This window comes from Acuticoccus sediminis, from assembly GCF_003258595.1.
GTDB classification, from domain to species: Bacteria; Pseudomonadota; Alphaproteobacteria; order Rhizobiales; family Amorphaceae; genus Acuticoccus; species Acuticoccus sediminis.
Map to the genome: position 1 here is coordinate 430720 of NZ_QHHQ01000003.1, position 24701 is coordinate 455420.

Below are 24701 nucleotides of genomic sequence, written 5' to 3' on the forward strand. Positions count from 1 at the left end.
GTGGCGGTCTGGGACGTGCTCGGTCAGGCGGTCCAGTCGGTCGGCGCCGTTGGGGCCGACGTGTTCGACCGTCTGCGCGGGCTCACCGGGTCGGGCACGCAGGGCCGCCAGGCCGCCTTCTCCATGGCCGTCGTCGCCCTCGCCGCGAAGATGGCCAAGGCCGACGGCGTCGTCACCATGAGCGAGCAGACCAGCTTCTGGAACCGCTTCGACGTGCCCGAGTCGGCCCAGCGGCCGATCCGCCGCCTGTTCGACTTCGCCCAGCAGGACGTCGCCGGCTTCGAAGCCTATGCGCGCAAGATCGCCCGCATGTTCCCCGGCGACGAGGAGGTGCAGGAGGACATCCTCGACATCCTCTTCACCATCGCCGCCGCCGACGGCGTCATCCACGAGAACGAGCTCGACTTCCTCGACAGGGTGGCCGAGATCTTCGACCTCGACGCAGTGAAGTGGAGCCGCATCAAGGCGCGGCACATGCAGCCGGACAGCGATCCGTTCGTGGTTCTCGGCCTGCAGCGCGGCGCGACGCGGACCGAGATCACCAAGCGCTACCGCGAGCTGGTGCGCGAGCATCACCCGGACCGCCTGATCGCGCGTGGCGTGCCTGAGGAGTTCGTGCGCATCGCGACCGACCGTCTTGCCGCGATCAACAGCGCCTACGCCACGGCGCTGGCCCGCACATCGTGAGCGGCATGGCGGAGCGCATGCTCAGCGACGGCACGCCGGTGCGCTGGGTCCCCTCGCCCAATCACGACCCGCGCGAGGGCGTGGCCGGCGGGCCGGACATGGTGGTGATCCACTACACCGACATGCTGAGCGCGGATGGCGCGGTCGCGCGGCTGTGCGACCCGGTGGCGCGCGTCTCGGCGCATTACCTGATCACCGCCGGCGGCGACGTCGTGCAGATGGTGGAGGAGGACCGCCGCGCCTGGCACGCCGGCATCAGCGCGTGGTTCGGCGTGCGCGACAACAACGCCCGCTCGATCGGGATCGAGCTCGACAGTCCCGGTCACCGTCCGGACGCTCCGGAATTTCCCGGCGTGCAGATCGACGCCCTCCTGGTGCTCCTCGGCGACATCCGGTCGCGCTGGGCGGTCCCGCCCTGGAACGTCGTCGCCCACTCCGACATCGCCCCTTTCCGCAAGATCGACCCGGGCGAGCGGTTCCCCTGGGGCCGCCTCGCCGCCGCCGGTCACGTCCTCTCCGTCGCCCCGCCGCCGGTCCAGCCCGCTCCGGGCGACGTCCTGCCGGCCGTGCGGGTGGCGCTGGCGGAGTGCGGCTACGTGTTTGATCCGGACACCGATCCGGTCCCGGTGATCGACGCCTTCCACCGCCGCCACCTCCCCGACCGTGTCGGCGCCCCCGCCGACGCCCGGACGCTCGCGGCCGCGCTGGCCCTCGCCGAGGCCGTCCGCAACGCGATGGCGGCCACCCGCCGCGAAGCTGTGGACAAGCTGGCGAGCAACGACGCGGCGCCCCCCGTGGCGGCCGGGAAAACGGGCTGATCGCGGCCTATTTTTGTCGGCGGGTCAGCCGCCGTCCCCTTGCGTCACCCGCGCCGGATCCCTATAAGGCCCGAACCGGCCAGTCCGGTGCTGCGCCCTTCGTCTATCGGTTAGGACGCCAGATTTTCATTCTGGAAAGAGGGGTTCGACTCCCCTAGGGCGTGCCAGCAAAATCAAACGCTTAAGTCCGCACCCGCAGCAATCTCCCGCATGACCCTGGCGCCGCGTCAGGTGTCGCTCCGTTCCGGCAGAGTTCAACTGCGTCGGACTTGTCGGGGCGCGACGGTCGTGTCCCCGGTTACCCCTCCTGGTCAGAGATGATCATGTGCGCCATGCGCTGCACGTCAGCGACGATTGTGCCGGCGGTAACCGAGGCCTCCTCCAGCACGCTGAGATGCAGGCCGTCGGGCAAAGGCAACCCGCAGCAATCTCGCTCCGGCCTGAATCGCGTGTAGACGATGAGGGGATCCGGACCGTCGTAGCAATCAATCGGTACGCCGTGCGCGAGGATGTTCCGCAACTTGTTCAACTGCGCTGCGCCCCCGCAGACGTACGCGATCGCGTCACGGTACGGGACGAGCCGCTTAAGCTTCTTCGCAGCCTTCTTCAGATCGCGCAGCTTGTCATTGAAACGACCCGGGTGCCGCTCGCAGATACCCGCGGCGATGGCTTCGTCCAGAATCGAGCAGATGGCAAAGTCCAGCGCCTGCTCCGCGAAGGCGTGGTGCAGGATGATGTCGCCCACTGGCGTGCGCATCCGCTCGAAAACGTGCTCCGGTATCACGCGCTCTTCTTCCGCTCTCAACGGCGGCTGCACATGTCGTGTCATCGTTCCGTCCCACTGGTTTCGATCAACCAGAGCGTTTGCGCGATCGCACGCGCAGTAAACCTTACGGTGTCCAGCCATCCACCGACGCGTTCGGGATTCGTAGATTTTCCACGACCGATGCGCTTCCGTGGAGACGCCGAGTGCGGGCGTTCGCCGGCTACCCGAGTCTCTACCCCGCCCCCGCCGACTCCAGCGCCCGCGGCAAAAACCGATCGGTTGCGCGCTTGGCGGTTGGTTCGCGGTCGCAGATCGGGCCCCCGGCGCATGTGGCGAGACGCAAACTCGCCGGTCGAGCTACGTCTAGGGCCGAATTATAAGCGGAATATCATAGATTTACGCACTTTACGGGCGGTGGGTGCGGCGGCGTCCGCAATGCGCTCTCGCCCGGCCGGCACGTCCTGCGGCGAGCGTTCTTCACCGCGTGATGCCGGCTGGTCCACCCGGCAGTCGGCGTCCCGGCCTGCACCGGGCGGTGGGCCGGCAAACCCGTCGGGGTTTGCCGGCCGTTCGCGCTACTCCGCGGTGAAGCGGTCCAGGACGTTGCGGGTGATCGTCTCGGTGAAGATGTCGTGGCGCGTCAGACCCATCACCCACTCGCATGAGCCGGCGGTGATCACCTCGCCCCGGCCGCGCTTCATGCCGACGACCATGCCGGAGCCGTGCTGGTAGCGCTTGCGGGCCTCGTCGCCCTCCTCCGGCGCGAGCCCCATCAGGCCGACGAGGTCGCTGTCGTAGAGGTAGTAGCGCAGGCCCGGACCCTGGTGCTCGTACTCGTAGAGCATCGCCGGGCTCATCGCGAGGATCTCGATGTTGTCCGGCACGCCCGGCTCGGCCACCGCATAGGGCAGGCCCTGGTGGAAGGTGTAGTTGAGGCCGTCCACCTCGTAGCCGAAGATCTGCGCCTCATGGCCGAAGATGTCGGCATAGCGCAGGTTCGTGCCCCCGAAGATCCAGTGCTCGGGCCGGTAGACGGTGAAGCCGCGGGTGCCACGCGGGCTGAAGCCGCCCCAGCTGGCGTACATGCCGTGGCAGCCGTTGACGCCCACGGTCGACGCGCCCGGCCATGCCACCTCCCTGGACTCCCAGCTCGCGGTCAGCTTGTGCTTCTCCGGGCCGTCCCGGTACGGGTCCTGGGTGGGCGCCTTGAACTTCCAGCAGACCTGGCTCGACCCCTCTTCCTCCAGGCGGATCTGCCAGAGGTAGTTGCCGCCGAAGCGGGCGAAGCCGCCGCCTTTCTCGACGAAATCCTCGACGGTCTTGCGCATCTCCCACGACCAGTACTCGTCGTGGCCGGAGGTGGCGAGGCAGGTGTAGCGGTCGAGAATCTCGGGGCGGTAGTGGAGGTCCGTCTGGGTGATGATGTCGACCTTGAAACCCTGCGCCTCGGCCCAGACGACGAAGTGCCGGTCGAACTGGGCCCAGCCGGCGGCCGCGTAGTACTGACCCCAGCCGCCCGAGTAGCCCCACTCCTTGGAGGGGTAGCGCGGGGCGTCGCCCATGTCCGGCCAGCGGTCGACGGTGATGCGCGCCGCGCCCTTCGGCAGCCACAGCATGCCGCGCGTCCAGGGCCGCTTCAGCGACAGGATGGGCGAGCCGTCGTTCTTCTCCGGCCCCCAGGTGCCGAAATAGTGGTTGGCGCCGCCCCAGTCGTTGTACGCGGTCCAGGTGCCGGTCGCGAGCATCACGAGGAGCCGGCCCTGCTGCGTCTCGGCGGTCGGGCGCACCACGAAGAAGTGGTGCTGCACGAACCGCTCGCCGTCCTTGCGCAGGCACGTCGACACGACGCGGTAGAAGCCGGAGCGCGTACCCTCGGGGATCGTCCAGCGCGTCAGCACCGGCCAGTCGCAGCCGTCCATGTAGGCGGTGCTGGACGTCGCGGTGAACTCGCCGGGGAGGCCCGTCGCCTCGTGCATCATCTCCGGCGCGGCGCCGTCCCGGTAGATCGAGATGGTCCAGCTCTGCGCGTTGCACGAGCCATGGAACTCGACCGTCTCGCCGGGGTCGTAGGACATTTTCTCGGTGTAGACGAAGACCTCGGCGAACTCGGGGTCCTCGCGCGGCGCCTGGAAGCGGTAGTCGCTGAGGAAATGCTCGTCTGCGTATCCGGGGCGCACGCGGCGCGGCTGGATCGCGTGCGGACCCGTCTCGGGGAATTGGAACGGCTTTTTCGTCATCTCGCTCAGCCTTTGCGCGCCAGAAGCTCGCGGGCGACGCCGGCGATGCCCGGCGCGTCCAGTTGGTAGTGGGCGTAGAGCGCCGCGGGCGGACCGACCTCGACGAACCGGTCGGGAACGCCATGGCGCTTGAAGGGAATGCGGGGCAGGTCGACGAGGACCTCGGCCACCGCGCTGCCGAGCCCGCCGGTGAGGTTGTGCTCCTCGACCGTGAGGATCGCGCCGGTCTCGCCGGCGGCCGCCTCGATGGCGGCGACATCCAGCGGGGCGATGGTCCACATGTCGACGACACGGACCGTGACGCCGTCCGCCGCCAGCGCCTCCGCCGCGTCGAGGCTCGCGCGCACGGTGGAGCCGGTGGCGAGGATCGTCAGGTCGCGCCCCTCGCGCAGCGTGACGGCGCGGCCGAAGGCGAGGTCCGGCACGGCGTCGTAGACCTTCGGGTCCCGGCCCCGGCCGAGGCGGATGTACATGGCGCCCGGCTGGTCGACGGCGATCCTGAGGAGGCCGCGCAGGTGGTCGGCGTCGGTCGCGCAGGCGACGGTCAGGTCGGCGACCGCACGCATCATGCCGAGGTCCTCGAGGCTGTGGTGGGAGGAGCCGTAGAAGCCCATGGACATGCCGGAGTGCGTGCCGACCACGCGAACCTTCTGGCGCGGGTAGGCACAGTCGGTCTTGATCTGCTCGGCGCCCAGGATCGCGGCGAAGCTGGCGAACGTCGCGACGAACGGGACGAGGCCGGACGACGCCATCCCGGCGGCCGCGGTGATCATGTTGCGCTCGGCGATGCCGAAGTTGAAGAAGCGGTCCGGATGGCGCGCGCGGAAGTCGTTGGTTCGGTTGGCGCTCGCGAGGTCGGCGGTCGCGACCACGATGCGGGGGTCCGTGTCGGCGAGCGCGGCGAGCTCCTCGCCGAGGACGAAGGCCGGCATGCCGGTCTTCGGCGTGCCGCGGACCGAGCGGCGGTCCTTGAGCCGCGTCTCGCCGAGCGTGGTGCCGCGGAAGATCTCCGCCTCGTTCTGCATTTCGGTGGTCATTGCGCCGGCTCCGGCTCGTAGGGAACGTAGGGCTGGAGGCCGGCTTCGAGCTCCGCCATCACGTCGTCGTAGTCCTCGCCGACGAGGTTGCCGACGTGCCAGTCGAGGCTCATCTCCATGCGCCGCACGCCGCGCCCCTTGATGGTGTCGGCGATGATCGCCTGCGGACGGCCCTTGCCGGGTGGCGGCAGCGCCTCGAGCGTCTCGATCAGGGCCGGGATGTCGTGGCCGTCGATGCGCGTCACGTCCCATCCGAAGGCGGCGAAGCGCTCGTGGACGGGTTCGATCGCCATTACGTCCTCGGTGTGACCGTCGATGCAGAGCCCGTTGCGGTCGACGATCGCGACGAGGCCCTGCAGGCCGAAGTGTGCCGCCGCCGAGGCCGCCTCCCAGACCTGCCCCTCCGAGAGCTCGCCGTCGCCCAGCAGCACGTAGGTGCGGTGGGTGAGCGCCTTCACGCGGGCGGCGAGGGCGATGCCGATGGCGACCGACAGGCCGTGGCCGAGCGAGCCGGCGGAGAAGTCGAGCCCCCTCACCTTCTTCATGTCGGGATGGTCGCCGTAGCGGGAGCCGAGGCGGGTGTAGGTCTCGAGCTCGGCCGGATCGAAGTAGCCGAGGTCGGCGAGCACCGGGTAGAGGCCGATGGCCGCGTGCCCCTTCGACATGACGAACCGGTCGCGGCCCTCCCAGTCGGGGTCCGACGGGTCGATGGCGAGGATCCGGTAGTAGAGCGCCGCCAGGATCTCGGCGCAGGAGAAGGTGGAGGAGTAGTGCCCCGCGCCGGCGATGCGGGTCAGGCGTAGCGTCTCGGTGCGGATGAACTTCGCCCGGTCGGCGATGGTCTCCGCGCCGGTGTTGGCGCGCGGGTCGGGATGGAGTCGCTCGGTCATCGGGGCGGTCGGGTCTCCAGTTGCGCAAGGTGCTGACGCAGGCGCGCGCCGCCTTCCAGCAGGTCCATGCGGATGGCGTCGCGCAGCGTGTAGGCCTCCCGCCGCCGCAGCGCGTCGAGCACGTTGAGGTGCTGGTGGCGCACGGCGTAGGTGGGCTTGGCGTCGGGGTAGAGTTCGGACAGGAGCGGGCCGACGCGGATCCACAGCCCCTCCAGAACCTCGATGATCACCGGCCGGCGGCTGCGGTAGTAGAGGCCGAAGTGAAAGTCGAAGTTGGCCTGAAGCGCGGTGGCCCAGTCGCCCGATGCCTCCGCCGCGACGAGGCGCTCGTGCACGGCGGCGAGTTCGTCGATGTCGGCGTTCGTGAGGAGCGGCAGCGCACGCTCGGCCGCCATCGGCTCGAGGGTCATGCGGATGTCGCGGATCTCGTCGTACTCGGCCAGGCTGAGCCGGCGCACGCGGATGTAGTAGCGCGGCTTGATCTCCATCGCCCCTTCCCGCGAAAGCTGGAACAGCGCCTCGCGCACCGGCGTCTCGGAGGTCCCCATGCGCTGGGCGAGCTCGCGGACCTTGAAGCGCTGGTGCGGCACCATCTCGCCGCGCATCAGGGCATTGCGCAGCCGGGCGAGGACGGCGCCGGAGAGGCTCTCGCCGCCGTCGTCCCCCTTCGGATCGGATGCAGCGGGGGCGCGGCCGGTGTCAGCCACGGCGCGTCCGGGCGGCCACCGCGGCGAACGCGCCGTCCGTCGCCTCGAGGGCGCGGTCGATCTCCGCGTCGGTATGCGCGCAGCTCAGGAACATGTTGTGGCGGTGGTGCATGTAGACGCCGCGGGCGAGCGCTTCCCGGCAGAAGGCCTCGCCGGTCGCGGCCTCCGGCGTGTCGCCCACGAACTGGACGAGCGGCATCGCGGGCGGGCCGGACTGGACGATCTCGATGCCGTGCCGTTCGGCCTGCCAGGCGAGGCCGGCGCGCAGGCGGAGCCCCGCGGCCTCGATCCGCGCCGGTCCGTCGATGCGGGAAAGCTCGGTGATGGTGGTGACGGCGGCGGCCATCGCGGCACCGCCGGTCCAGAACGATCCGGTGAAGAAGGCGCGCGAGGCCGCGTCGCGGAAGCGCTCCGTACCCGTCACCGCGGCGAGGGCGTGGCCGTTGGCGATGGCCTTCGAGTAGGCGGCGAGGTCCGGCCGCACGCCCACTGTCTCCCAGCTCCCGCCGAGATCGAGGCGAAACCCGGCGCGCACGTCGTCGAGGATGAGGGCCGCGCCGGTCGCGTCACAGATCTCGCGCGCCGCCCGGGCGAAGGCGGGATCCGGCAACTCCTGGCGCTTGCCGAGGTCGTGTTTCAGCGCCGAGACGATGATGGCGGCGATGTCGCCCCCGGCCTCCTCCGCCGCGGCCCGGAGGCTCTCGGCATCGTTGTAGGCGTAGGTTCGGATATGCGCTCGGTCCTCCGCCGTGACGCCCACGAGCGAGGGCGAGCACCACGGCACGGCGCCATGATAGGCGCCCTGGGCGACCAGGATCCTGCGCCGCCCCGTCCCGGCGCGGGCGATGGTGACGCAGGCGGTGGTAGCGTCGGTGCCGTTCTTCTGGAACAGCGCCCATTCGGCATGGGGGATTGTCTCCACGAGCAGCTCGGCGAGGATGACGGCATGCTCGGTCGGCCCGTCGAGGCAATCGCCGAGGTCCCACTGCGCGCGTGCCGCAGCATCCACCGCGGGGTGGCGGTGGCCGAGGATGATCGGCCCCCAGCTGCACATGAAGTCGATGTACGTGTTGCCGTCGACATCGGTGACGCGCGCGCCCTCGCCGGCACGGAAGAACTGCGGGTAACCGGCGGGAACCGCCGCCGCGCGCTGATGGCCCCACATCCCGCCCGGAATCACCGTGGCGGCGCGCTGGCGCAAGCTGCGGTCGCGCGTCGATTCGGTGGGTCGGGCAAGATGATCCATTCGGGGGGTCCTCGAAGCGTCGATGGCGGTCATCGGACGGCCATTTGATATATCATGTCTGCGCCCGACACCGGAGGCTGTCAACGATCGCCCGACGAAATCGGCATCTTTATTGATGATAAATTTTGCCGCAATTGGAGCGAGTCTCGGCACATCGCTCGGGCAATCGATGGAAAACGCTAGAGATACCCAGAATTCGGCGCAACGATACGCTCCAGGCCATGCTCAAAACCCATGCAACCTGATCCCGCAAGCTATCACAAAACCAAATTTTTTTCGATTAAGCTCAAAAGGCTCTTTCGCGATTTTGATATAGCAAATACGCTCTCCGGACGCCGGGACGCGACCGCCCTCAACACCCCGGCGACCGACGAAAGAGGCCTATGCACGGACCGGGAGTGCCGATGACCGACAGGACGACCACCGGAGCTGCAATCTCCATCCAGAGCTTGCGAAAGGTGTTCGACTCCACCGTGGCCGTGGACGACGTTTCGCTCGACATCGAGGCGGGCGAGTTCGTCGCCCTCCTCGGCCCCTCCGGCTCCGGCAAGTCGACCGTCTTGACGAGCATTGCCGGCTTCGAGTTCCCCTCCGCCGGCCGCATCGACATCGGCGGCGTCGACTGCACCCGCGTGCCGCCCTTCCGGCGCAACATCGGCATGGTGTTCCAGCACTACACGCTGTTCCCGCACCTCTCGGTGATCGACAACGTCGCCTTCCCGCTGAAGATGCGCCGCGTGCCCCTCAGGGAACGCCGCCGCCGCGCCGCCGAGGCCCTCGCCACGGTACGGCTCGACGGCTACGGGGAGCGCATGCCGGGCCAGCTCTCCGGCGGGCAGCAGCAGCGCGTCGCCCTCGCCCGCGCCATCGTCTACCAGCCCCGCGTCCTCCTGATGGACGAGCCGCTCTCCGCGCTCGACAAGAACCTGCGCGAGGAGATGCAGCTCGAGATCAAGCGGCTGCACCACCAGCTCGGCATGACCGTCGTCTTCGTCACCCACGACCAGGGCGAGGCGCTCACGATGGCCGACCGCGTCGCCATCCTGCGCGACGGACGGGTGCAGCAGGTCGCCCCCGCGCGCGAGCTCTACGAGCGGCCCGCCAACCTCTTCGCCGCCGGCTTCATCGGCGAGATGAACTTCATCCCGGTCACCTACGAGGCCGGGGCCGTCTCGCTTCCCGGCGGCGCCCGCTGGGCGCTCCCCGCCGACGCGTGCGTGGCACCCGTCGCGCCGGGCCCGGCGACGCTCGCCATCCGCCCGGAACGCCTCTCGCCCACCGCCGTCGAAGGCGGCGAGCGCACGCTGGAGGCACGCGTCGAGGAGGTCGTCTACGCCGGCGCCGGGACCCTCGTCATCGCCCGCCTGCCGGACGGCACCGAGGTGCGAGCCCGCATGGCGAGCGCCACCATCGGCGCCATCGAGGAGGGCCAGCCGATCACGCTTCACGCCCCCGAGAACGCGCTCCTCGTCTATCCGCGGGACGACGCGGAATGAGCGCCACCGCGGACACGGCGACGGCCGTCCCCGCCGAGGGCGGGGGCTACCTCTCCGGCCTCTTCCGCGCGGAGGGGCGGCACCTCTCCAGAGGGGGCGTGCTGCTCCTCATGGCGCCGTTCTTCGTCCTGCTGGTGGCCGCCTTCCTCTGGCCGCTGGTCAACCTCCTCTCGATCTCCTTCCTGGAGCCGCACCCGACGCTCGAGCACTACGAGCGCGTCGTCTCCAACCCGGTCTATGCCCGCGTTCTTTGGCGCACCTTCGCCATCGCGCTCACCGTGACCGCGCTGTGCCTCGCGCTCGCCTTTCCCGTCGCGCTGCTGATGGCGCGGTCCAGGGGGCCGATGGCGATCTTCATCACCGCCTGCGTCGTGCTGCCGTTCTGGTCCTCGGTGCTGGTGCGCACGGCCGCCTGGGCGGTTCTGCTGCAGCGTCACGGCCTCATCAACGAGGGCCTGCAGGCGGTCGGGGTCACCAGCGAGCCGATCCAGCTCCTCTATACGCGTGGCGCCGTCGTCGTCGCGATGGCGCACGTCCTCCTTCCGTTCATGGTGCTGCCGATCTACGGCGCCCTCCGGAACATCCCGCAGGACCTCTCGCGCGCCGCCGCCATCCTCGGCGCGGGGCCGCTGAAGACCTTCCGCGAGGTGATCCTGCCGCTCGCCCTGCCCGGCGTCATCTCCGGCACGCTCCTCGTGTTCCTGACGGCGCTCGGCTACTTCATCACCCCGGCCCTCCTCGGCTCGCCGCAGGAGATGATGATCGCGACCCTCATCTCCCAGCAGATCCGCGAGATGCTGGACTGGCCCTTCGCGGCCGCGCTCGTCGGCGTCCTCACGCTCTTCGTCACCGCCATCACGCTCATCTTCTCCCGCGTGATGCGCTTCGACCGGCTGATGGGGGGCGGGGCATGAACGCGCGCTCGCTGATGCTCAACGCCTACGTCTACGCGGTGCTCGCCTTCATCATCGTGCCGATCCTCGTGATCCTGCCGATGGCCTTCTCCGAGCCCGCCTACCTCACCTTCCCGCCGGAGGGCTTCACCCTGAACTGGTTCGCCGAGTTCTTCGGCAACCGGCGCTGGATGCGCGCGGCGCAGTTCTCCCTCACCATCGCGCTCTTCGTCTCGCTGACGACGTCGGTCATAGGCACCATGGCGACCTACGCGCTGGTGCGCGGCGCGGGCGGCATAGGCGCGCTGTTCCAGGCGCTGCTGATCGGGCCGATCGTCGTGCCGCACATCGCGCTCGCCGTGGCGCTCTACCTGTTCTTCGGCCAGGTCGGTCTCTCGGGGACCACCATCGGCTACGTGATGGCCCATTCGGTTATCGCGATGCCCTTCACCGTCTTCACCGTCGCCGCCGCGCTGACGCGAGTGGACCCGGCGCTCGAGGACGCGGCGATGAGCTGCGGCGCGACACGCTTCACCGCCTTCCGCCTCGTCACGCTGCCGATGATCCTGCCGAACGTGCTGTCGGGCGCCCTCTTCGCCTTCATCATCTCGTTCGACGAGCCGGTGATCTCGTTCTTCCTTGCCGGCATCCGCGACAAGACGCTGCCGCGCATGATGTTCGACAACATCGAGCAGAACCTCACCCCCGTCATTCCTGCCATCGCCGTGCTGCTGACGCTCCTGTCGGTCGCCGTGCTGCTCCTCGCCGCCTTGCTGCGGCGCTGGTCGGCCCACGCGGCGGCAGCGCGTGCCGAGTAACGACCCCCGAAAACACCTTCTCAACGAGGAGAGCCGATCGATGGATCTGAACGCGACGAAACGGGCCGGCGTCATCGCCGCGGCCCTCATCATGGGCGGCGTTGGGACCGCCTCGGCGCAGGAGCTGGTGATCGCCACCACCGGCGGCCTGATGCGCAACATGATGGAAGAGCACATGTACGAGCCCTTCTATGACGATACGGGCATCGAAGTGATCCCCTTCGACATCGAGGTGCCCGACCAATGGGCCCGCGCCGAAGGCATGATGCGCACCGGCAACGTCGAGTTCGACATCGTCACCGCGACGGGACCGGACCTCATCGACAAGCGCGACATGCTCGAGAAGATCCCGTGCGACGAGATGGAGAACATCGTCGAGTACGCGCTCCCCGGCGCGTGCGAGGAGTACGGCGTCGCCCGCACCACCGGCGGCATGCTGCTCGCCTACGACAAGGAGGTCTACGGCGACAAGGCGCCCGAGAGCTGGGCCGACTTCTGGGACGTCGAGGCCTTCCCCGGGCCGCGTGGGCTGCCCGACACCGGCGACCGCGACTGGTGGGTGCCGCTGGTGGCCCTCCTCGCCGACGGCGTGAAGCCGGAGGAGCTCTTCCCGTTCGACATGGACCGCGCCTACGCCAAGCTCGACGAGATCAAGCCGCACATCAATGTCTGGTGGAAGACCGGCAACCAGGTGCAGCAGATCATGCGCGACAAGGAAGTCGCGATGACGATGGCCTACTCCGGCCGCGCCCTCGCCACCATCAAGGAAGGCGCGCCCTGGGGGATGGTCTGGAACGGAGCCCCGCGCGACACCGGCTACTTCGCGGTCCTGAAGAACGCGCCCGACACCGACGCCGCCTTCAAGTTCATCGACTTCTTCTACGGCAACGCCAAGGGCCATCCCGAGTTCATGCGTGCCGTGAACTACGCCACCTCCTCCACCGCCGGCCTCGCCCAGCTCCCGGAGGACGAGCAGAAGCTCTTTGCCACCTACCCGGCGAACTACGAGCTGCTGGTGAAGCCGGACTTCGAGTGGATCGGCAAGAACCGCGACATGCTGCGCGAACGCTGGAACGCCTGGATCACGCAGTAAGTCCCCTGCGGACCCGCGTATCCCGAAGGGCCGCTCGCGGCCCTTTTTCGTTGCCGCGGGTCGCGGCGGGGCCGTTCCCCTCGCGCTCCGCCGTAACCTTGGACATCGGTCTACCGGATCGCGGGACACCCCCGTCCGGCGATGGCGGCAGGCCGTGTCCGGACGACCCCGGGAGCGTCCGGCGATGGCGGGAGGCGTCTCCTACCGCGGCATCGCGGCGACGCCGTAGACCTTGTACCGCTCGGCAACCTCCGCCATGTCGTCGGCCGACAGGACGACCGGCGCCCCGCCCTGGCAGCTCAGCAGGTACTGCCGCGCCAGCGTCTCGAGCTTCACCGTCAAGGACAACGCGTGACTGAGGTCGCGGCCGAAGGCGATCATGCCGTGGTTGGCGAGGAGGCAGGCGTAACGCCCCTCCAGCGCCCTCAGCGCCGCCGCCGCCAACGCATCCGAACCGAACACGCGGTAGTCGGCGCAACGCACGTCCGTCCCGCCGAAGCTCGCCACCATGTAGTGGAAGGCCGGCAGCGGGCGCCGCAGGCACGAGAGCGCCACGCACGCGTCCGCGTGAGTATGGACGACGGCCCCGGCCTCGGGCCGATGGCGCAGGATCTCGGTGTGGAAGCGCCACTCGCTGGAGGGGATGCCGGCACCGATCACGCCGCCGTCGAGATCGACGTGCACCACCTCCTCGGGCGTCAGCGAGGCGCCGGCACCCGTCGGCGTGATGAGGGCCCCGTCCTGCCACCGGACGCTGACGTTGCCGGAGCTGCCGTGGTTGAGGCCTGTCGCCTCCAGGCGCTGGACGGCGGCGACGATGGCGGCGCGGGCCTCGGCCTCAGTGCGCATCGGTCAGGGCCTCCCGCGTGGTGCCGGATGTCGCCGTGCCGTCGCCGCCCATCGCGTCGAGCGCCTCGACGAACATGCCGACGTCGCCGAGCTTGCCCGACTTGAGGACCAGCGAGAGCGCCGGTTCGGTCGAAACCGCACGCCCCATGCCCGGCACCGTGAAGGCGCCGACGGCGAGGCGTTTCAGCCCCAGCGTCTCCACCACGACGCCGGAGCTCTCCCCACCGGCGACGAGGATGCGGCGGACGCCGCCCGCGGCGACACGGCGCGCGATGCCCGACAGGATCGTCTCGGCGAGCTGCGACGCGCCTTCGCGCCCGAGCGCCGACTGGAGCCGCGCCACCTCGTCCGGGCCCGCGGACGTCGCGACGGCGGACGGGACCGGCTGCGCGAGGACCCAGCGCGCGGCCCGCTCGGCGACGGTGTCCGCGTTGTCGGCGGGCGACAGCGCGAGGCGCAGCACCGGGTGCCCGGCGGCCTCGAACGCGGCGAGCTGCTCGATCGTGCGTTCCGCGCAGCTTCCGGCGAGGACGACGCCGGGACCGTCGATTGCCGGCAGGGCATCGCCGGCCGCCCCCTCGGCGAGCCAGCCGCGCCGGCGCCATGCCGCCGGCAGGTATTCCGCGACGGAGGAGTTGCCCGTCAGGAAGGGCATGTCGGCGGCCGCCTCGGCGATCACGGCGAGGTCCTCCGGGAGGATCGCGTCGACAACGAGATGCCGCGCGCCCTCGGCCACCGCCCGCGCCGTCGCCGAGCGGATCGCGTCGGCGCCCTGGCGCACGGCAGGATAGTGCACGGCACCCACCGGGCGCGCGGACTGGCGGGCGAGGACGCGGGCGATGTCCGGGTCGGTCATCGGCGTCAGCGGGTCGTAGCGCTTGGGCGACTCGGAGAGGAGCTGGGTGCCGACGAAGAGATGGTTGAGGTAGACCGTCCGGCCGACCTCCGGGAAGGACGGCACGAAGTAGACCGCTTCCGCGCCGGTCATCTCCGCCAGCCGGTCGGCGACGGGGCCGATGTTGCCGCGGTCGGTGGAGTCGAACGTGGCGCAGTACTTGTAGAAGAGCTGCCGGCAGCCGAGGGCCATCAGGGCGCCGGCGGCGGTCACCGCGTCGGCGATGGCCCGCTCCGCCGGGACGACGCGGATCTTGAGGGCGACGACGACGGCGTCGAGCGCGTCCGCCTCCGCCGCCAGGGCGGCGACCTCGCCCGGGGCTGTCACGAACGCGACACGCGCTCCCTGCCCGACCAGCATGCCCGCAAGCTCTAGCCCGCCCGTCAGGTCGTCAGCGATCGCGCCAAAAATCGGCCCCGCCATTCCCGTGTACTCCCGTCATCCGTCCGCACGATAGCCATGGAAGATTTGGCATACAATCGCGATTTCATCATGATTGGCACCGATATCCCGCCGCGAAGCCGAATATTTTGATGGAATTTTCGACTAACGGGTGTCCTGCGGGTGCCGCGCCAGGACTTCGGGCAGGTAGGTCCTGAGGTAGGCCACCGCCGCCGCGCCGCTCTCGGCGAGGCATTCGTCCGTCACGCGGCGATGCTCGGCCCAGGAGATTGCCCAGATCCCGTCGGTGAGGCCGATGGTGATCGCCATCCAATCGTCGAGCCGCGGCAGGGCGCTGCAGTCGAACCAACGGCGGAACTCGTCGGCGCGCACCCTGGCGAGGGAGGCGTTGCCCCTAAGGTCGAGGGTGCGCACGTCGACGCTGACGCCCGCGCCCATGAAGAGCCGCAGCGCCGCCGGATGACCGTTCAGCCAGTCCGCCCCGATCCGCTGGCGGCGCAGGATGATGTCCTGCCACCGCTGCGGCGGCGGATCGAGCGGCCGGTGCGCGTTCTCGCCGAGCCGCTCGATGAAGCGCTCGGCAAGCGCGACGAGGAGCGCGTTGCGGTTCGGGAAGAAGTGGTAGAGCGACGGCAGCGGCACATCCGCCTCCTCCGCCACCATGGCGAGCGAAACGTCGCGATCCTCCGGCACCGCGAGCAGACGCTCGGCCGCGTCGAGGAGCTGCTCGAACCGCGCCTGGCCGCGCCGGCGCTGGGGGCGCCGACCCTTGGCGGCGGCGCCAGCGTCGTCTTCCTCACCGTGCGACACGGCGCTCCTTCCTCTCCCATGGGAGCGGCCGGATCGCCCCCGATGGGCGGCTATCGCCCGAAGGATCGCCATCTTGCAAGGCCGGCGGCTCGCATGACCGCCAACCGCCGACCTTGACCGGACTTCGGCGCGCCGGCGTCAGGACGCCGCGAGGCCGAGCGAGCCGGGGTTCATCCGCCCGTCCGGGTCGACCGCGCGCTTGATGTCGCTCAGCAGCGACCACGTCTCCGGCGTGAGGACCTCACGGAACGGGTAGTCGCGCGCCACCTGCCAGCTCACACCGCCGAGGCTCGCATAGAGCTCCTGGGTGCCGCGGCGCAGGCGCACCACCGCCTCACGCGCGGCCGGGTTCGCCGGCCGGTCGCGCCAGGGCTTCACCGTCTCCGCGCCGACGCTCTTCTCGTGCAGCGGGGTGATCTCGTCGGGCCAGTAGAAGGCCGGCTCCAGGAAGAACTCGTTGCCGACCGTCATCGACATCACCGAGTAGGTGATCCGGTGCTCCTCCATCATCGGGCGCTGGCTCTCGAAGTAGTCCGCGTTGGCCCGCACCACCTCGGCCGCGCTCGACAGCGGGAAGACCGCGTGGATCGGCACCCAGCGCTCGCCGTTGAGGCCCAGCATGCCGCGCACCGGGCCGAACGGCTTGGCCCGCATCACCCGCGGCACGGAGTTGTCGATTTCCACCCCGTGGTGGTTGCCGATCGCGCGTACGGTGGCGAGCGAGGCGTCGAGCGCGGCGCGCGTGTCCGCCTCCAGGACCAGGTGGAGCGTGAAGTTGTGCGCCTTGATGAACGAGGTGCCGGCGGTCGCGACCTTCGCGGCGTCCTTCAGGCCGCCCAGCAGCGTCTTGCCCGAGGCGGCGACGTTGCCGAGCGAGCGAAGCCCGTCGGAGATGCGGTTCACGCTGGCCGAGTGCTCGGCCTTGTTGCGGTCGATCCCGAAGCCTTCGCATACCGCACCGGTGCGGGCGATCTCCACCTGCGCGGCCGCCATCGCGTCCATGGTCTTGAAGCCGAACGACAGGAAGTCGACCTCCGCCGGCCGAGGGAAGAGCGCGAGTGTCGCCGCGAGCTTCACGCCGAACGCGCCATTGTCGCCCATGAAGAGGCCCGTGAGGTCCGGTCCGCCGTAGCGTGTGAACGGCCTGGTGCCGACGCGTCCGCCCGAGCCTGTGGTGACGACCCGCCCGTCCGCCAGCGCCACGGTGACGCCGAGCACGCTGTCGGCGACGGTCCCGTGCCGCGCGGAGCCGAAGAAGGCGCTGTTCTGGGAGAGCGCGCCGCCGACCGTGGCGTTGACGCCCGACAGCGGTCCCCAGTACCGCGTCCGCAGGCCCGTCCCTTCCAGCGCGGCGTTCACCTGCTCCCAGGTGCAGCCCGATTCCACAGTGATGTAGCGGTCGTCGACGTTCACCTCGACGACCTGCTTCAACCCCCGGCAGTCGATCACGACGCTCCCCGGAGCGGACGGCAGGTAGCCTTTGGTGTAGCTCATCCCGCCGCCGCGCGGGACGATGTCGAGCCCTGCCTCCGCCGCCGCGCGCACGGCCGCGACGGCCTCCTCGCGCGTGGTCGGGAGGATGACCGCGGTCGGCTCGATCCCGGGCTGCCAGAAGACGTCGTTGGCGTAGTAGGCGCGCGTCGGCGCATCCGAGAGGACCTTGTCGGCGCCGATGGTGCCGGCGAGGGCGTCGAGCGCGGGCGGTCGCGCCTCGGTTGTCGGTTGCGCAAGCGCCATGGTTTCCTCCCGAGTTTTATGGTTTTCGAGGCCGTCCTGTCGCCCGCGCTGGGCAAACGGCCGGGTTGCGGCTCAGCCGATATTGACTGATCGCCGCGCGCATCGGATCATTCCGTGACAGGCGCGTCAATAGACGACACGCTGTATCGCCTACCACTCGGTGTCTTTGCTATGCGAAAAGGGCGGCGCCGCTCACAGGTCCAGGTATGACGGAACCGTCGAAACAGAACATTCGTGCCGTATCGCGCGCCCTCGCCGTGCTGAACTCCTTCACCCAGAAGCGCAGCCAGACGCTCGCTGACGTCACCAATGCGACGGGGCTCGACAAGGGTACCACGCGGCGTCTTCTCATCACGCTGATGGACAACGGCTACGTCGCGCAGGATCCGACCACGCAGCAGTACCGGATCGGCCGGGCCCTGCGCCTGCTGGCGGCCGACGTGCCGGACGGGTTCGACCTGCGCGCCGTGGCGAGCCCCGTCCTCACCCAGCTCGCGTCGGAGTTTCCCGTCACCGCCTTCGTGTCGGTGTACGACGACGGGGACGTCGTGTGCCTCGACCGCATCCACGACATGAAGGGCATCGAGGTGCACTGGTGGGCGGTCGGCGGGACACTGCCCTACAACTGCGGCGGCGCGCCCAAGCTGCTCCTGGCCTTCCAGCCGGTCGAGGAGATCGAGCGTGTCCTGACGCGCGAGCCGACGGCGATGACCCGCGCCTCGATCACCGATCGCGGCGCCCTGCGCGATCGCTTCGCCCAGATCCGCCAGCAGGACTACGAGTTCGCGGTCGACGACGTGACGCTCGGGCTGACCGCGCTCGCCGTCCCGGTCCGCACGCCGGACGGGTCCATCGCCGGCGCCATCAGCATCGCCGGCCTCACCCCGCAGCTCTGCAACGAGGACGGTCCCGACCCGCTCCACCTCGGCCAGCTGCGCGAGGCGGCGCGCCAGATCGAGCGGCGGATCCAGATGGCGGGCGCGGCCTGACCCACGCAGGAGCGCCCGCTTCATAAGCTCGCGCTGCGTTCGTGTCATAGTATGACACTCGTTTTGCTAGTTGACCTGCTGCGGCGGATCAATTAGCCTTGGTCAAAATAAGAACGAGTTGTCCGGGACGAACGCCCGCACCTTTCCGGTGCCCTCGCGCATGCCAGGCCGGCAGCGCGTCTCCCGACAATTCTGAAGTACGCGCCCTCGCGGGACGATGTCGCGCGCAATGAAGAACAGGGAGGACGAGACGTGAACCACGTGACCATCCGCAGCCTTGCTGCGGCGGGATTGCTTGCCGGTGCCATCGCCGCACCGACGCTGGCTGCGGCCCAGTCGCTCGACAAGGGCGTCTACGAGGTCGGCTTCATCACCGAAAAGACCGGGCCGCTGGCCGCCGCCGGCATCTCCTACTGGCACGGCGCCGAGCTCGCCCTGGAGGAGATCAACTCCGCCTCGCTCCTCGGCGACGGCATCGCGCTGGAGCTGGTCGAGAAGGAGTCCGGCTCCGACGCCGCGCGCGCCGTCCAGGCACTGACGCAGTTCGCCGCCGACCGCGACATCAAGGTCGCCACCTGCTGCATCCTCTCGCCGGTCGCCGGCGCGCTGAAGCCGGTCGCCAAGTCGATGGGCATCCCGCTCATCATCTACGGCGCGACGCGGCCGGGGCTGCCCGAGCTTCCCTACGTGTCGTCGGTCGTCGCCCTCCCCGGCCCGGCCGAAGTGAAGATGACGCAGACCCTCGCCGACACGCTGAAGCCGAAGAAGGTGACCTACTTCGTCAACGCCGACAACGACGCCTTCCAGGCCCGCTTCAAGGCCGCGCAGAAGGTGATGGAGGACAACGGCATCGAGACCGGCGAAGTGATCTCGATCCTCGCCAACGACACCGACTTCACCGGACCGGCCACCCAGGCGATGGCGACCAACCCGGACCTCATCATGGTCTGGACCACACAGACGCCGGCCGTCGGCATCGTCTCCGCCCTGCGTCAGCGCGGCTACGAGGGCGACATCTCCTCGTCCGACGTGATCTCGCCCGTCGCCGTCTTCGAGAAGGCCGGCCAGGCGATCGAGGGCGTGCCGTTCCCGATCCTGTTCTCGCCCTCGCTCTCCAAGGACCCGCGCGCGCAGGCCTTCATCGACGCCTACAACAAGAAGTACGGCCAGCAGCCCGACACCTACTCCGCCCAGGGCTACACGGTGATGTACTACCTCGCCCAGGCCCTCGGCACCCTGAGCGGCAACCCGAGCCGCGAGGAGATCGCCGAGGCGCTCGCCGCGGTGAAGGAGATCAAGGACAACATCTACGGCGGGCTGCCGATGATCGATGGACAGGCCACGGTCGAGAACTCGCTCATCGTCAACTGGAGCGGCGACGGCACACTCGTTCCGTGGGAAGCGAAGTAAGTGCAGCTGTTCTTTGAACAACTGGTCAATGGCTGGGCGTTGGGGTCACTCTACGCCCTCTTCGGGATCGGCTTCGGGCTCGTCTTCGCGACGCTCGGCATCCTGAACGCGGCCCACGGCGCTTACGCCAGCTGGGCCGCCATCATCGGCTACTATGCCGTGACCTCGCTCGGCCTTCCCCTGCCGCTCGCGCTTCTCGCGGGCGTCCTGGGCGGCGGGGCGATCGCCATCATCGTCGATCAGGTGGCCTTCCAGCCGCTGCGGGCGGTGGGCGCGGGCATGCTCGGCGCCCTCATCACCTCGATCGCCTTCTGGATCATCCTCGACAGCCTCGCGGGCTTCGCCACAAAGCAGCAGAGCCTCGCCTTCCCGCCGTCGAGCTACCCCTACAACATGGTCGACTTCGGCGTGATCCGCGTCCCGGCGATGCAGATCATCACGATCATCACGCTGATCCTGGTCACCACCGGCATGTGGATCCTGATCGCCAGGACGCGCGTCGGCGCGGCGATGCGGGCGGTCGGCTGGAACGCGACGGCGGCCGGCCTCGGCGGCGTCAATGCGCGCATGGTCATCCTGCTGACGGCCTTCCTCGCGGGCGCAACCTCGGGCCTCGCGGGCGTCCTCGGCGGCATCGCCACCAACAACGTCTCCTACACGCTCGGCGAGGCGCTGCTCCTCAAGGGGTTCGCGGCGGTGGTCGTCGGCGGCTACGACGACGTGCGCGGGACGGCGATCGCCGGCATCTGCCTGGGCATCATCGAGGTCTTCGTGGCGCAGTACATCTCCACCAGCTTCCGCGACGGCTTCACCTACATCCTGCTGCTCACCTTCCTGGTGGCCCGTCCGCGCGGCCTCTTCGGATCGATCAGCGTACAGAGGGCCTGACCGATGGACATGCTCCTCGACTTCTGGGCGGGCTACGGCTCCACCGTCGTGTTCGCGATGGTCAACTCCTTCTTCGCGCTGTCGTGCTACGCGGTGCTGTCGGCGGGCGTGCTGTCGTTCACGACGGTGGTCTTCGCGGCCATCGGCGGCTTCCTGGCCGCCCAGCTCGTCGCCAAGTTCGGCGTCTCCTACTATCTGACGCTGCCGGTGGCCGCCGTTGCCGGCGGGCTGGGGGCGGCGGTCGTCGCCGCGCTCTTCCTGCGCCTGCAGAGCCACTGGATGGCTCTCGCCTCGCTCGCCCTCGTCCTCATCACGCGCATCGTCGCGCTCAACGCGCCGGGGCTGACGGGCGGGGTCAACGGGCTCTTCGTGCCGGCGCGGATCGCCTGGTGGGAGCTCGCCATCATGCTGGCGCTCGTCACCTTCGTCTTCTACCGCCTCTACCACTCGTGGTTCGGCCTCGCCTCGCTCGCGGTGCGCGAGGACCCGGCCGTGGCGGCGACGATGGGCATCAAGCCGCGGCGCATCCAGTTCATCGCCTTCATCATCTCCGGGCTCGTCGGCGGCCTGGGCGGCGCGGCGCTCGCGTTCACCCTGCAATTCATCTCGCCCGAGACGTACTTCATCGGCATCGCCTTCACGATGATCGCGTCGACGGTGCTGGGCGGATCGTTCCACTGGATCGGCCCGGTGGTCGGCGCGGCCGTCTTCACCGCGCTGCCGGTGACGATGCAGGCCGTGGCGCCGGCCATCGAGGATGTGGCCAAGGGCGTCGTCCTCCTCCTCATCATGATCTTCCTGCCGCGCGGCCTCGTCGATCCGCGGGCGATCCGTCTGCGCCGCGCGAGACGCTCGCGCCGGTCGGCCGACGACAGCGCCTCGGAGGCTGCCCATGTCCGCGCATAGTGGGACGTCCGGACCCGAGGCGACGACAAGGGCCACAGGGCCCGAGGGCGACATGCTTCTCTCGCTGGAGGGGCTCGAGAAGCGCTTCGGCGGGGTGACGGCGGTCTCCGACCTCTCGATGCATGTCAGGCGCGGGTCGATCCACGGACTGATCGGCCCGAACGGGGCGGGCAAGACGACGATCATCAACCTCCTGACCGGCCTCTACACCGCCGACGGCGGCGCGATCACCTTCGACGGCACTTCGCTGGTGGGCCTCGCCCCGCCGGACATCGCCGCCCTCGGGATCGCGCGGACGTACCAGAACGTGCGCCTCTTCAAGGGCATGACCGCGCTGGAGCAGGTCGTGACCGGCTGCTGGCTGCGTCGCGGGGTGAGCCTCTGGGCTTCCTTCATCGGTCTTGCCGAGGCACGGCGGGCGAAGAAGGCGACCGAGGCGCACGCCATGGCGCTTCTGGAACGCGTCGGGATGGCCGGGCGCGCGCACGAGCTCGCCGAGACCCTCTCCTACGGCGAACAACGGCGCATCGAGCTCGCCCGGGCGCTGGGCTCCGACCCCAAGCTCCTGCTGCTCGACGAGCCGACGGCGGGCATGAACGCCTCCGAGGCGTCGGCGATCGGCCATCTGATCCGCGAGCTGCGGGGCCAGGGCCTCACCGTCCTGCTGGTGGAGCACAACATGGGCCTCGTCACCGAGTTCTGCGACACGTGCACCGTCATCAACTTCGGCCGTCTGCTGGCCGAGGGCGATCCCCACACATGCCTCTCCGCGCCGGACGTGCAGGAGGCCTACTTCGGACGACGCCACGATGCTGACCGTATCCAATCTCTGCGCTAGCTACGGCGCCATCCGCGCCGTCCGCGACGTCTCGCTTCAGGTGGGCGCCGGCTCGCTATCGGTCGTCCTCGGTGCCAACGGGGCGGGAAAGTCGACCACGCTGCGCGCCATCGCGGGGCTGCACCGCCCCGTCACCGGCGAGATCCTGCTGGAGGAGCGGCCGATCCAGCGGATGCCGCTCCACTCGGTGGTCCGCAACGGGCTCGCCTTCGTTCCGGAGGGCCGCATGGTGGTGGCGCCGCTGACGGTGGAGGAGAACCTCAGCCTCTCCCGCTTCGCCGGCGCGCCCAACGCCAGCGAGATCGAGGACCGCGTCTACGCGCTGTTCCCGCGCCTCGCCGAGCGGCGCAAGCAGCCGGCGGGGCTGATGTCCGGCGGCGAGCAGCAGATGCTGGCCATCGGCCGCGCGCTGATGACGGCACCGAAGGTGCTGGTCCTGGACGAGCCGTCGATGGGCCTCGCGCCTGCGATCGTCGACCTCGTGTTCGAGGCGATCGTCGCGCTCCACAAGGACGGCCAGTCGATCCTGCTGGTGGAGCAGAACGCGGCCATCGCGCTGTCGGTCGCGGACTACGGGTACGTCATGCGGCGCGGACAGATCGTCATCGAGGGCGATCCGGCCTCGCTGAAGGAGAACCCCGAGGTGCTGGAGGCCTACCTCTCCTAGGCCCGCCGTCGCAGCGGATCGTCGATGTGCCCGGCTGGGTCCCCCAGCCGGGCGCTTTCGTGTCAGTCCCTGCCGTCGAGGAAGGCGATATAGAGGGCCATCGTCCCGGCCGCCGCCTCCGGCTCCGGGTCGGGCCACCAGACCGTGGTGGGCGTGGTGCGCACCGTCACGCCCGGGACGGCGAGCTTCTCGGTTTCGGCGAGACCTTCGATGAGCATGTCGTTGGGGCCGGCGCAGACCAGCGCGGGCCGGGTCAGCTTCGGCATGCGGCCGCGAGTGTCGTAGCGGAAGGCGGTGCGGTAGGCCGCGTCGTAGGTGGTGCCGCTCTCCATGATGCCGATGGCGTAGAGGTGCAGGTCCTCCGCCGACGGCAGGCCGATGGCGCGGGCGGCCCCGCGCTCCACCCTGTACCAGGGCCAGAAGAAGAAGGCGTCCCGCCGCCAGTTCCAGATCAGCGCCAGGTGGCGCCCCCACGCGTCGGGCGTGAAGTCGGGGAAATAGTGCGCCAGCAGGTCGTCCTGGAAGTCGGCGGAGATGAAGACCGGCCCCTCCATGACGAGCCGCCTTACCCGCTCCGGCGCGAGGACCGCCATCTCCAGCGCGACGAGTGACCCGGTATGCGAGCCCCAGACGTCGACGCTCCCGTGGCCGAGGGCGTCGAGGAGCGCCAGCATGTCGGCGGCCAGCGTCTCGGTCGCAACCGGGCCCCGGGGCGCGTCCGAGAGGCCGTTGCCGAAGTAGTCGACGGCGAACGCCGCCCGCCCCGCCGCCGCGAGGCCGAGGACGACGGGCGCGAACTGGGCCGATGAGCCGCCCCCCGTGGGGATCACCAACGTCGGAGGCCCCGAGGCGCCGGCGCACCTGAGGTGGAGCCTGCCGCGCGCCGTCTCGACATAGCGGTGCCAGATGCCCTCCCGTGGGGCGGTCGGCGGCAGAGGCGCCGTCGCCGACGGGCCGTCGGCAGCGCCGAGCGTGCCGGCGAGGTCGGCGAAGGTCGCCGCGGACGGCATGTCCGGAAGCGCCGCGGTGGTCAGGGTCGCCCAGAGCGTGGCGAACCTCTCCGGCTCGACGGCGGCGGCGGTGATCGTCCGGTCGAGCGCCTCGGCCGTAGGCAGCGGATCGCCGGTACGGGCGGGCTGCGTGGCATCGTCGGGACCGAGGATGTGGCGGTCGCGGATGAACGACCACAGCGCCGTGAGGTGGGTCCCGTCCTGGCGGGGGGCAATGTCCGGCAGGCGCTGCGCGGTGCCGGCCCAGCCGGCGACACGGTCGAGCCCGACGGCGACCGCGCGCCGCCCTATGCCCGCGGCATGTGCGAGGACGGCTCCGTGCTCGATGCCGAGGACCGCCGCACCATCGAGCCCGCAGGCGCCGGCGAGGGCCCGCACCGCTTCGGCGAGTGTCGCAAGGTCCGGCGCCGGGTACGCCGAGGAGCCACCGACGCCGGGGAGCTCCACGGCCGTGACGCGCCAGCCGGGGGCGTGGCGCGCAACGAGGGCGGCCTCGTCCTCCGCCGCCCGCGTGAGCCCGGCGAGGACGAGGAGATCCGGCCCCTCCCCGCATCGCCAGACCCGGATCTGCCCACCGGGCAGCGTGACGTAGTGCGGGACGGGGTCGCTCAC

Annotated in this window: 23 protein-coding genes and 1 tRNA gene; 13 read left to right on the forward strand and 11 right to left on the reverse strand. The window is 69.9% G+C overall.

From position 1 onward, the window contains the following. The 3 genes from DLJ53_RS16315 to DLJ53_RS16325 all read left to right on the forward strand — a co-directional run bounded on the left by DLJ53_RS16315 (nt 1) and on the right by DLJ53_RS16325 (nt 1672). On the forward strand, nt 1-687 hold the full coding sequence (locus DLJ53_RS16315) for a J domain-containing protein (protein WP_111347206.1): 687 nt from the start codon (nt 1-3) through the stop codon (nt 685-687). Between the two features lie 5 nt (nt 688-692). After that, the gene (locus DLJ53_RS16320) at nt 693-1505 is read left to right on the forward strand and encodes an N-acetylmuramoyl-L-alanine amidase (RefSeq protein ID WP_111347208.1); all 813 of its coding nucleotides are present in this window, start codon (nt 693-695) and stop codon (nt 1503-1505) included. Nucleotides 1506-1597: 92 nt separating this feature from the next. Then, a tRNA-Glu gene (locus tag DLJ53_RS16325) sits at nt 1598-1672 on the forward strand. Between the two features lie 131 nt (nt 1673-1803). Here the strand turns inward: DLJ53_RS16325 and DLJ53_RS16330 are convergent. The 6 genes from DLJ53_RS16330 to DLJ53_RS16355 all read right to left on the reverse strand — a co-directional run bounded on the left by DLJ53_RS16330 (nt 1804) and on the right by DLJ53_RS16355 (nt 8388). Beyond that, nucleotides 1804-2334 (reverse strand): hypothetical protein, encoded by a 531-nt coding sequence (locus DLJ53_RS16330; protein ID WP_146619979.1) that lies wholly within the window; start codon nt 2332-2334, stop codon nt 1804-1806. Nucleotides 2335-2846: 512 nt separating this feature from the next. Beyond that, nucleotides 2847-4508, reverse strand: a complete 1662-nt coding sequence (locus DLJ53_RS16335; RefSeq protein ID WP_111347211.1) for a N,N-dimethylformamidase beta subunit family domain-containing protein — start codon at nt 4506-4508, stop codon at nt 2847-2849. A 5-nt stretch (nt 4509-4513) separates the two neighbouring features. Beyond that, complete coding sequence (locus DLJ53_RS16340) at nt 4514-5545, reverse strand: transketolase family protein (RefSeq protein WP_111347213.1); 1032 nt, start codon at nt 5543-5545, stop codon at nt 4514-4516. Beyond that, nucleotides 5542-6435 (reverse strand): transketolase, encoded by an 894-nt coding sequence (locus DLJ53_RS16345; protein WP_111347214.1) that lies wholly within the window; start codon nt 6433-6435, stop codon nt 5542-5544. The genes DLJ53_RS16340 and DLJ53_RS16345 overlap by 4 nt, the downstream gene beginning before the upstream one ends. After that, complete coding sequence (locus tag DLJ53_RS16350; RefSeq protein WP_202913191.1) at nt 6432-7142, reverse strand: GntR family transcriptional regulator; 711 nt, start codon at nt 7140-7142, stop codon at nt 6432-6434. The genes DLJ53_RS16345 and DLJ53_RS16350 overlap by 4 nt, the downstream gene beginning before the upstream one ends. Continuing rightward, nucleotides 7135-8388 (reverse strand): aminotransferase class III-fold pyridoxal phosphate-dependent enzyme, encoded by a 1254-nt coding sequence (locus tag DLJ53_RS16355; protein ID WP_111347216.1) that lies wholly within the window; start codon nt 8386-8388, stop codon nt 7135-7137. Before DLJ53_RS16355 ends, DLJ53_RS16350 begins: the two co-directional genes overlap by 8 nt. A gap of 404 nt (nt 8389-8792) precedes the next feature. Between DLJ53_RS16355 and DLJ53_RS16360 the strand changes: the two genes are divergently transcribed. The 4 genes from DLJ53_RS16360 (at nt 8793) to DLJ53_RS16375 (ending at nt 12688) form a co-directional block, all read left to right on the forward strand. Further along, nucleotides 8793-9884, forward strand: a complete 1092-nt coding sequence (locus DLJ53_RS16360) for an ABC transporter ATP-binding protein (protein WP_111347218.1) — start codon at nt 8793-8795, stop codon at nt 9882-9884. A 110-nt stretch (nt 9885-9994) separates the two neighbouring features. Beyond that, nucleotides 9995-10798: an ABC transporter permease gene (locus DLJ53_RS16365; protein WP_244935097.1), complete on the forward strand. Its 804-nt coding sequence runs from the start codon at nt 9995-9997 to the stop codon at nt 10796-10798. Beyond that, nucleotides 10795-11595 carry an ABC transporter permease gene (locus DLJ53_RS16370; RefSeq protein WP_111347221.1) on the forward strand — a complete coding sequence of 267 codons (801 nt, stop codon included), beginning with the start codon at nt 10795-10797 and terminating at the stop codon, nt 11593-11595. The genes DLJ53_RS16365 and DLJ53_RS16370 overlap by 4 nt, the downstream gene beginning before the upstream one ends. Before the next feature lie 40 nt (nt 11596-11635). Then, nucleotides 11636-12688: an extracellular solute-binding protein gene (locus tag DLJ53_RS16375; RefSeq protein ID WP_111347222.1), complete on the forward strand. Its 1053-nt coding sequence runs from the start codon at nt 11636-11638 to the stop codon at nt 12686-12688. Nucleotides 12689-12889: 201 nt separating this feature from the next. Here the strand turns inward: DLJ53_RS16375 and DLJ53_RS16380 are convergent, their stop codons facing one another. The 4 genes from DLJ53_RS16380 to DLJ53_RS16395 form a co-directional block, all read right to left on the reverse strand. Then, entirely contained in the window at nt 12890-13537 is a 648-nt protein-coding gene (locus DLJ53_RS16380; protein ID WP_111347224.1) for a class II aldolase/adducin family protein, read from the reverse strand. Beyond that, complete coding sequence (gene otnK / locus DLJ53_RS16385) at nt 13527-14855, reverse strand: 3-oxo-tetronate kinase (RefSeq protein WP_111347225.1); 1329 nt, start codon at nt 14853-14855, stop codon at nt 13527-13529. The genes DLJ53_RS16380 and otnK overlap by 11 nt, the downstream gene beginning before the upstream one ends. A 123-nt stretch (nt 14856-14978) precedes the next feature. Then, nucleotides 14979-15644: a TetR/AcrR family transcriptional regulator gene (locus tag DLJ53_RS16390; RefSeq protein WP_162409267.1), complete on the reverse strand. Its 666-nt coding sequence runs from the start codon at nt 15642-15644 to the stop codon at nt 14979-14981. A gap of 138 nt (nt 15645-15782) precedes the next feature. Next, the gene (locus tag DLJ53_RS16395; RefSeq protein WP_111347228.1) at nt 15783-17381 is read right to left on the reverse strand and encodes an FAD-binding oxidoreductase; all 1599 of its coding nucleotides are present in this window, start codon (nt 17379-17381) and stop codon (nt 15783-15785) included. Nucleotides 17382-17587: 206 nt separating this feature from the next. Here DLJ53_RS16395 and DLJ53_RS16400 point away from each other — a divergent pair, with 206 nt between their 5' ends. From DLJ53_RS16400 to DLJ53_RS16425, 6 genes are all read left to right on the forward strand, one after another. Continuing rightward, nucleotides 17588-18370, forward strand: coding sequence for an IclR family transcriptional regulator (locus tag DLJ53_RS16400; protein ID WP_111347230.1), 783 nt, complete (start codon nt 17588-17590; stop codon nt 18368-18370). A 252-nt stretch (nt 18371-18622) separates the two neighbouring features. Next, complete coding sequence (locus DLJ53_RS16405) at nt 18623-19780, forward strand: ABC transporter substrate-binding protein (protein WP_162409269.1); 1158 nt, start codon at nt 18623-18625, stop codon at nt 19778-19780. Next, complete coding sequence (locus DLJ53_RS16410) at nt 19781-20668, forward strand: branched-chain amino acid ABC transporter permease (RefSeq protein ID WP_111347233.1); 888 nt, start codon at nt 19781-19783, stop codon at nt 20666-20668. Nucleotides 20669-20671: 3 nt separating this feature from the next. After that, the gene (locus tag DLJ53_RS16415; protein ID WP_111347235.1) at nt 20672-21574 is read left to right on the forward strand and encodes a branched-chain amino acid ABC transporter permease; all 903 of its coding nucleotides are present in this window, start codon (nt 20672-20674) and stop codon (nt 21572-21574) included. A 52-nt stretch (nt 21575-21626) separates the two neighbouring features. Beyond that, a complete protein-coding gene (locus DLJ53_RS16420) occupies nt 21627-22412 on the forward strand; it encodes an ABC transporter ATP-binding protein (RefSeq protein WP_111347834.1) in 786 nt (261 codons plus the stop codon). Next, complete coding sequence (locus DLJ53_RS16425; RefSeq protein ID WP_111347237.1) at nt 22384-23079, forward strand: ABC transporter ATP-binding protein; 696 nt, start codon at nt 22384-22386, stop codon at nt 23077-23079. The genes DLJ53_RS16420 and DLJ53_RS16425 overlap by 29 nt, the downstream gene beginning before the upstream one ends. A gap of 62 nt (nt 23080-23141) precedes the next feature. Here DLJ53_RS16425 and DLJ53_RS16430 read toward each other — a convergent pair whose 3' ends face one another. Further along, the gene (locus DLJ53_RS16430) at nt 23142-24701 is read right to left on the reverse strand and encodes an alpha/beta fold hydrolase (RefSeq protein ID WP_111347238.1); all 1560 of its coding nucleotides are present in this window, start codon (nt 24699-24701) and stop codon (nt 23142-23144) included.

Excerpts from the sequence above, each read along its gene's own strand:
- DLJ53_RS16320 (WP_111347208.1), top strand. The coding sequence starts at position 693 with ATGGCGGAGCGCATGCTCAGCGACGGCACGCCGGTGCGCTGGGTCCCC.
- DLJ53_RS16330 (WP_146619979.1), bottom strand. The coding sequence starts at position 2,334 with ATGACACGACATGTGCAGCCGCCGTTGAGAGCGGAAGAAGAGCGCGTG.
- DLJ53_RS16335 (WP_111347211.1), bottom strand. The coding sequence starts at position 4,508 with ATGACGAAAAAGCCGTTCCAATTCCCCGAGACGGGTCCGCACGCGATC.
- DLJ53_RS16340 (WP_111347213.1), bottom strand. The coding sequence starts at position 5,545 with ATGACCACCGAAATGCAGAACGAGGCGGAGATCTTCCGCGGCACCACG.
- DLJ53_RS16345 (WP_111347214.1), bottom strand. The coding sequence starts at position 6,435 with ATGACCGAGCGACTCCATCCCGACCCGCGCGCCAACACCGGCGCGGAG.
- DLJ53_RS16355 (WP_111347216.1), bottom strand. The coding sequence starts at position 8,388 with ATGGATCATCTTGCCCGACCCACCGAATCGACGCGCGACCGCAGCTTG.
- DLJ53_RS16360 (WP_111347218.1), top strand. The coding sequence starts at position 8,793 with ATGACCGACAGGACGACCACCGGAGCTGCAATCTCCATCCAGAGCTTG.
- DLJ53_RS16365 (WP_244935097.1), top strand. The coding sequence starts at position 9,995 with ATGGCGCCGTTCTTCGTCCTGCTGGTGGCCGCCTTCCTCTGGCCGCTG.
- DLJ53_RS16370 (WP_111347221.1), top strand. The coding sequence starts at position 10,795 with ATGAACGCGCGCTCGCTGATGCTCAACGCCTACGTCTACGCGGTGCTC.
- DLJ53_RS16375 (WP_111347222.1), top strand. The coding sequence starts at position 11,636 with ATGGATCTGAACGCGACGAAACGGGCCGGCGTCATCGCCGCGGCCCTC.
- DLJ53_RS16380 (WP_111347224.1), bottom strand. The coding sequence starts at position 13,537 with ATGCGCACTGAGGCCGAGGCCCGCGCCGCCATCGTCGCCGCCGTCCAG.
- otnK (WP_111347225.1), bottom strand. The coding sequence starts at position 14,855 with ATGGCGGGGCCGATTTTTGGCGCGATCGCTGACGACCTGACGGGCGGG.
- DLJ53_RS16395 (WP_111347228.1), bottom strand. The coding sequence starts at position 17,381 with ATGGCGCTTGCGCAACCGACAACCGAGGCGCGACCGCCCGCGCTCGAC.
- DLJ53_RS16400 (WP_111347230.1), top strand. The coding sequence starts at position 17,588 with ATGACGGAACCGTCGAAACAGAACATTCGTGCCGTATCGCGCGCCCTC.
- DLJ53_RS16415 (WP_111347235.1), top strand. The coding sequence starts at position 20,672 with ATGGACATGCTCCTCGACTTCTGGGCGGGCTACGGCTCCACCGTCGTG.
- DLJ53_RS16420 (WP_111347834.1), top strand. The coding sequence starts at position 21,627 with ATGCTTCTCTCGCTGGAGGGGCTCGAGAAGCGCTTCGGCGGGGTGACG.
- DLJ53_RS16425 (WP_111347237.1), top strand. The coding sequence starts at position 22,384 with ATGCTGACCGTATCCAATCTCTGCGCTAGCTACGGCGCCATCCGCGCC.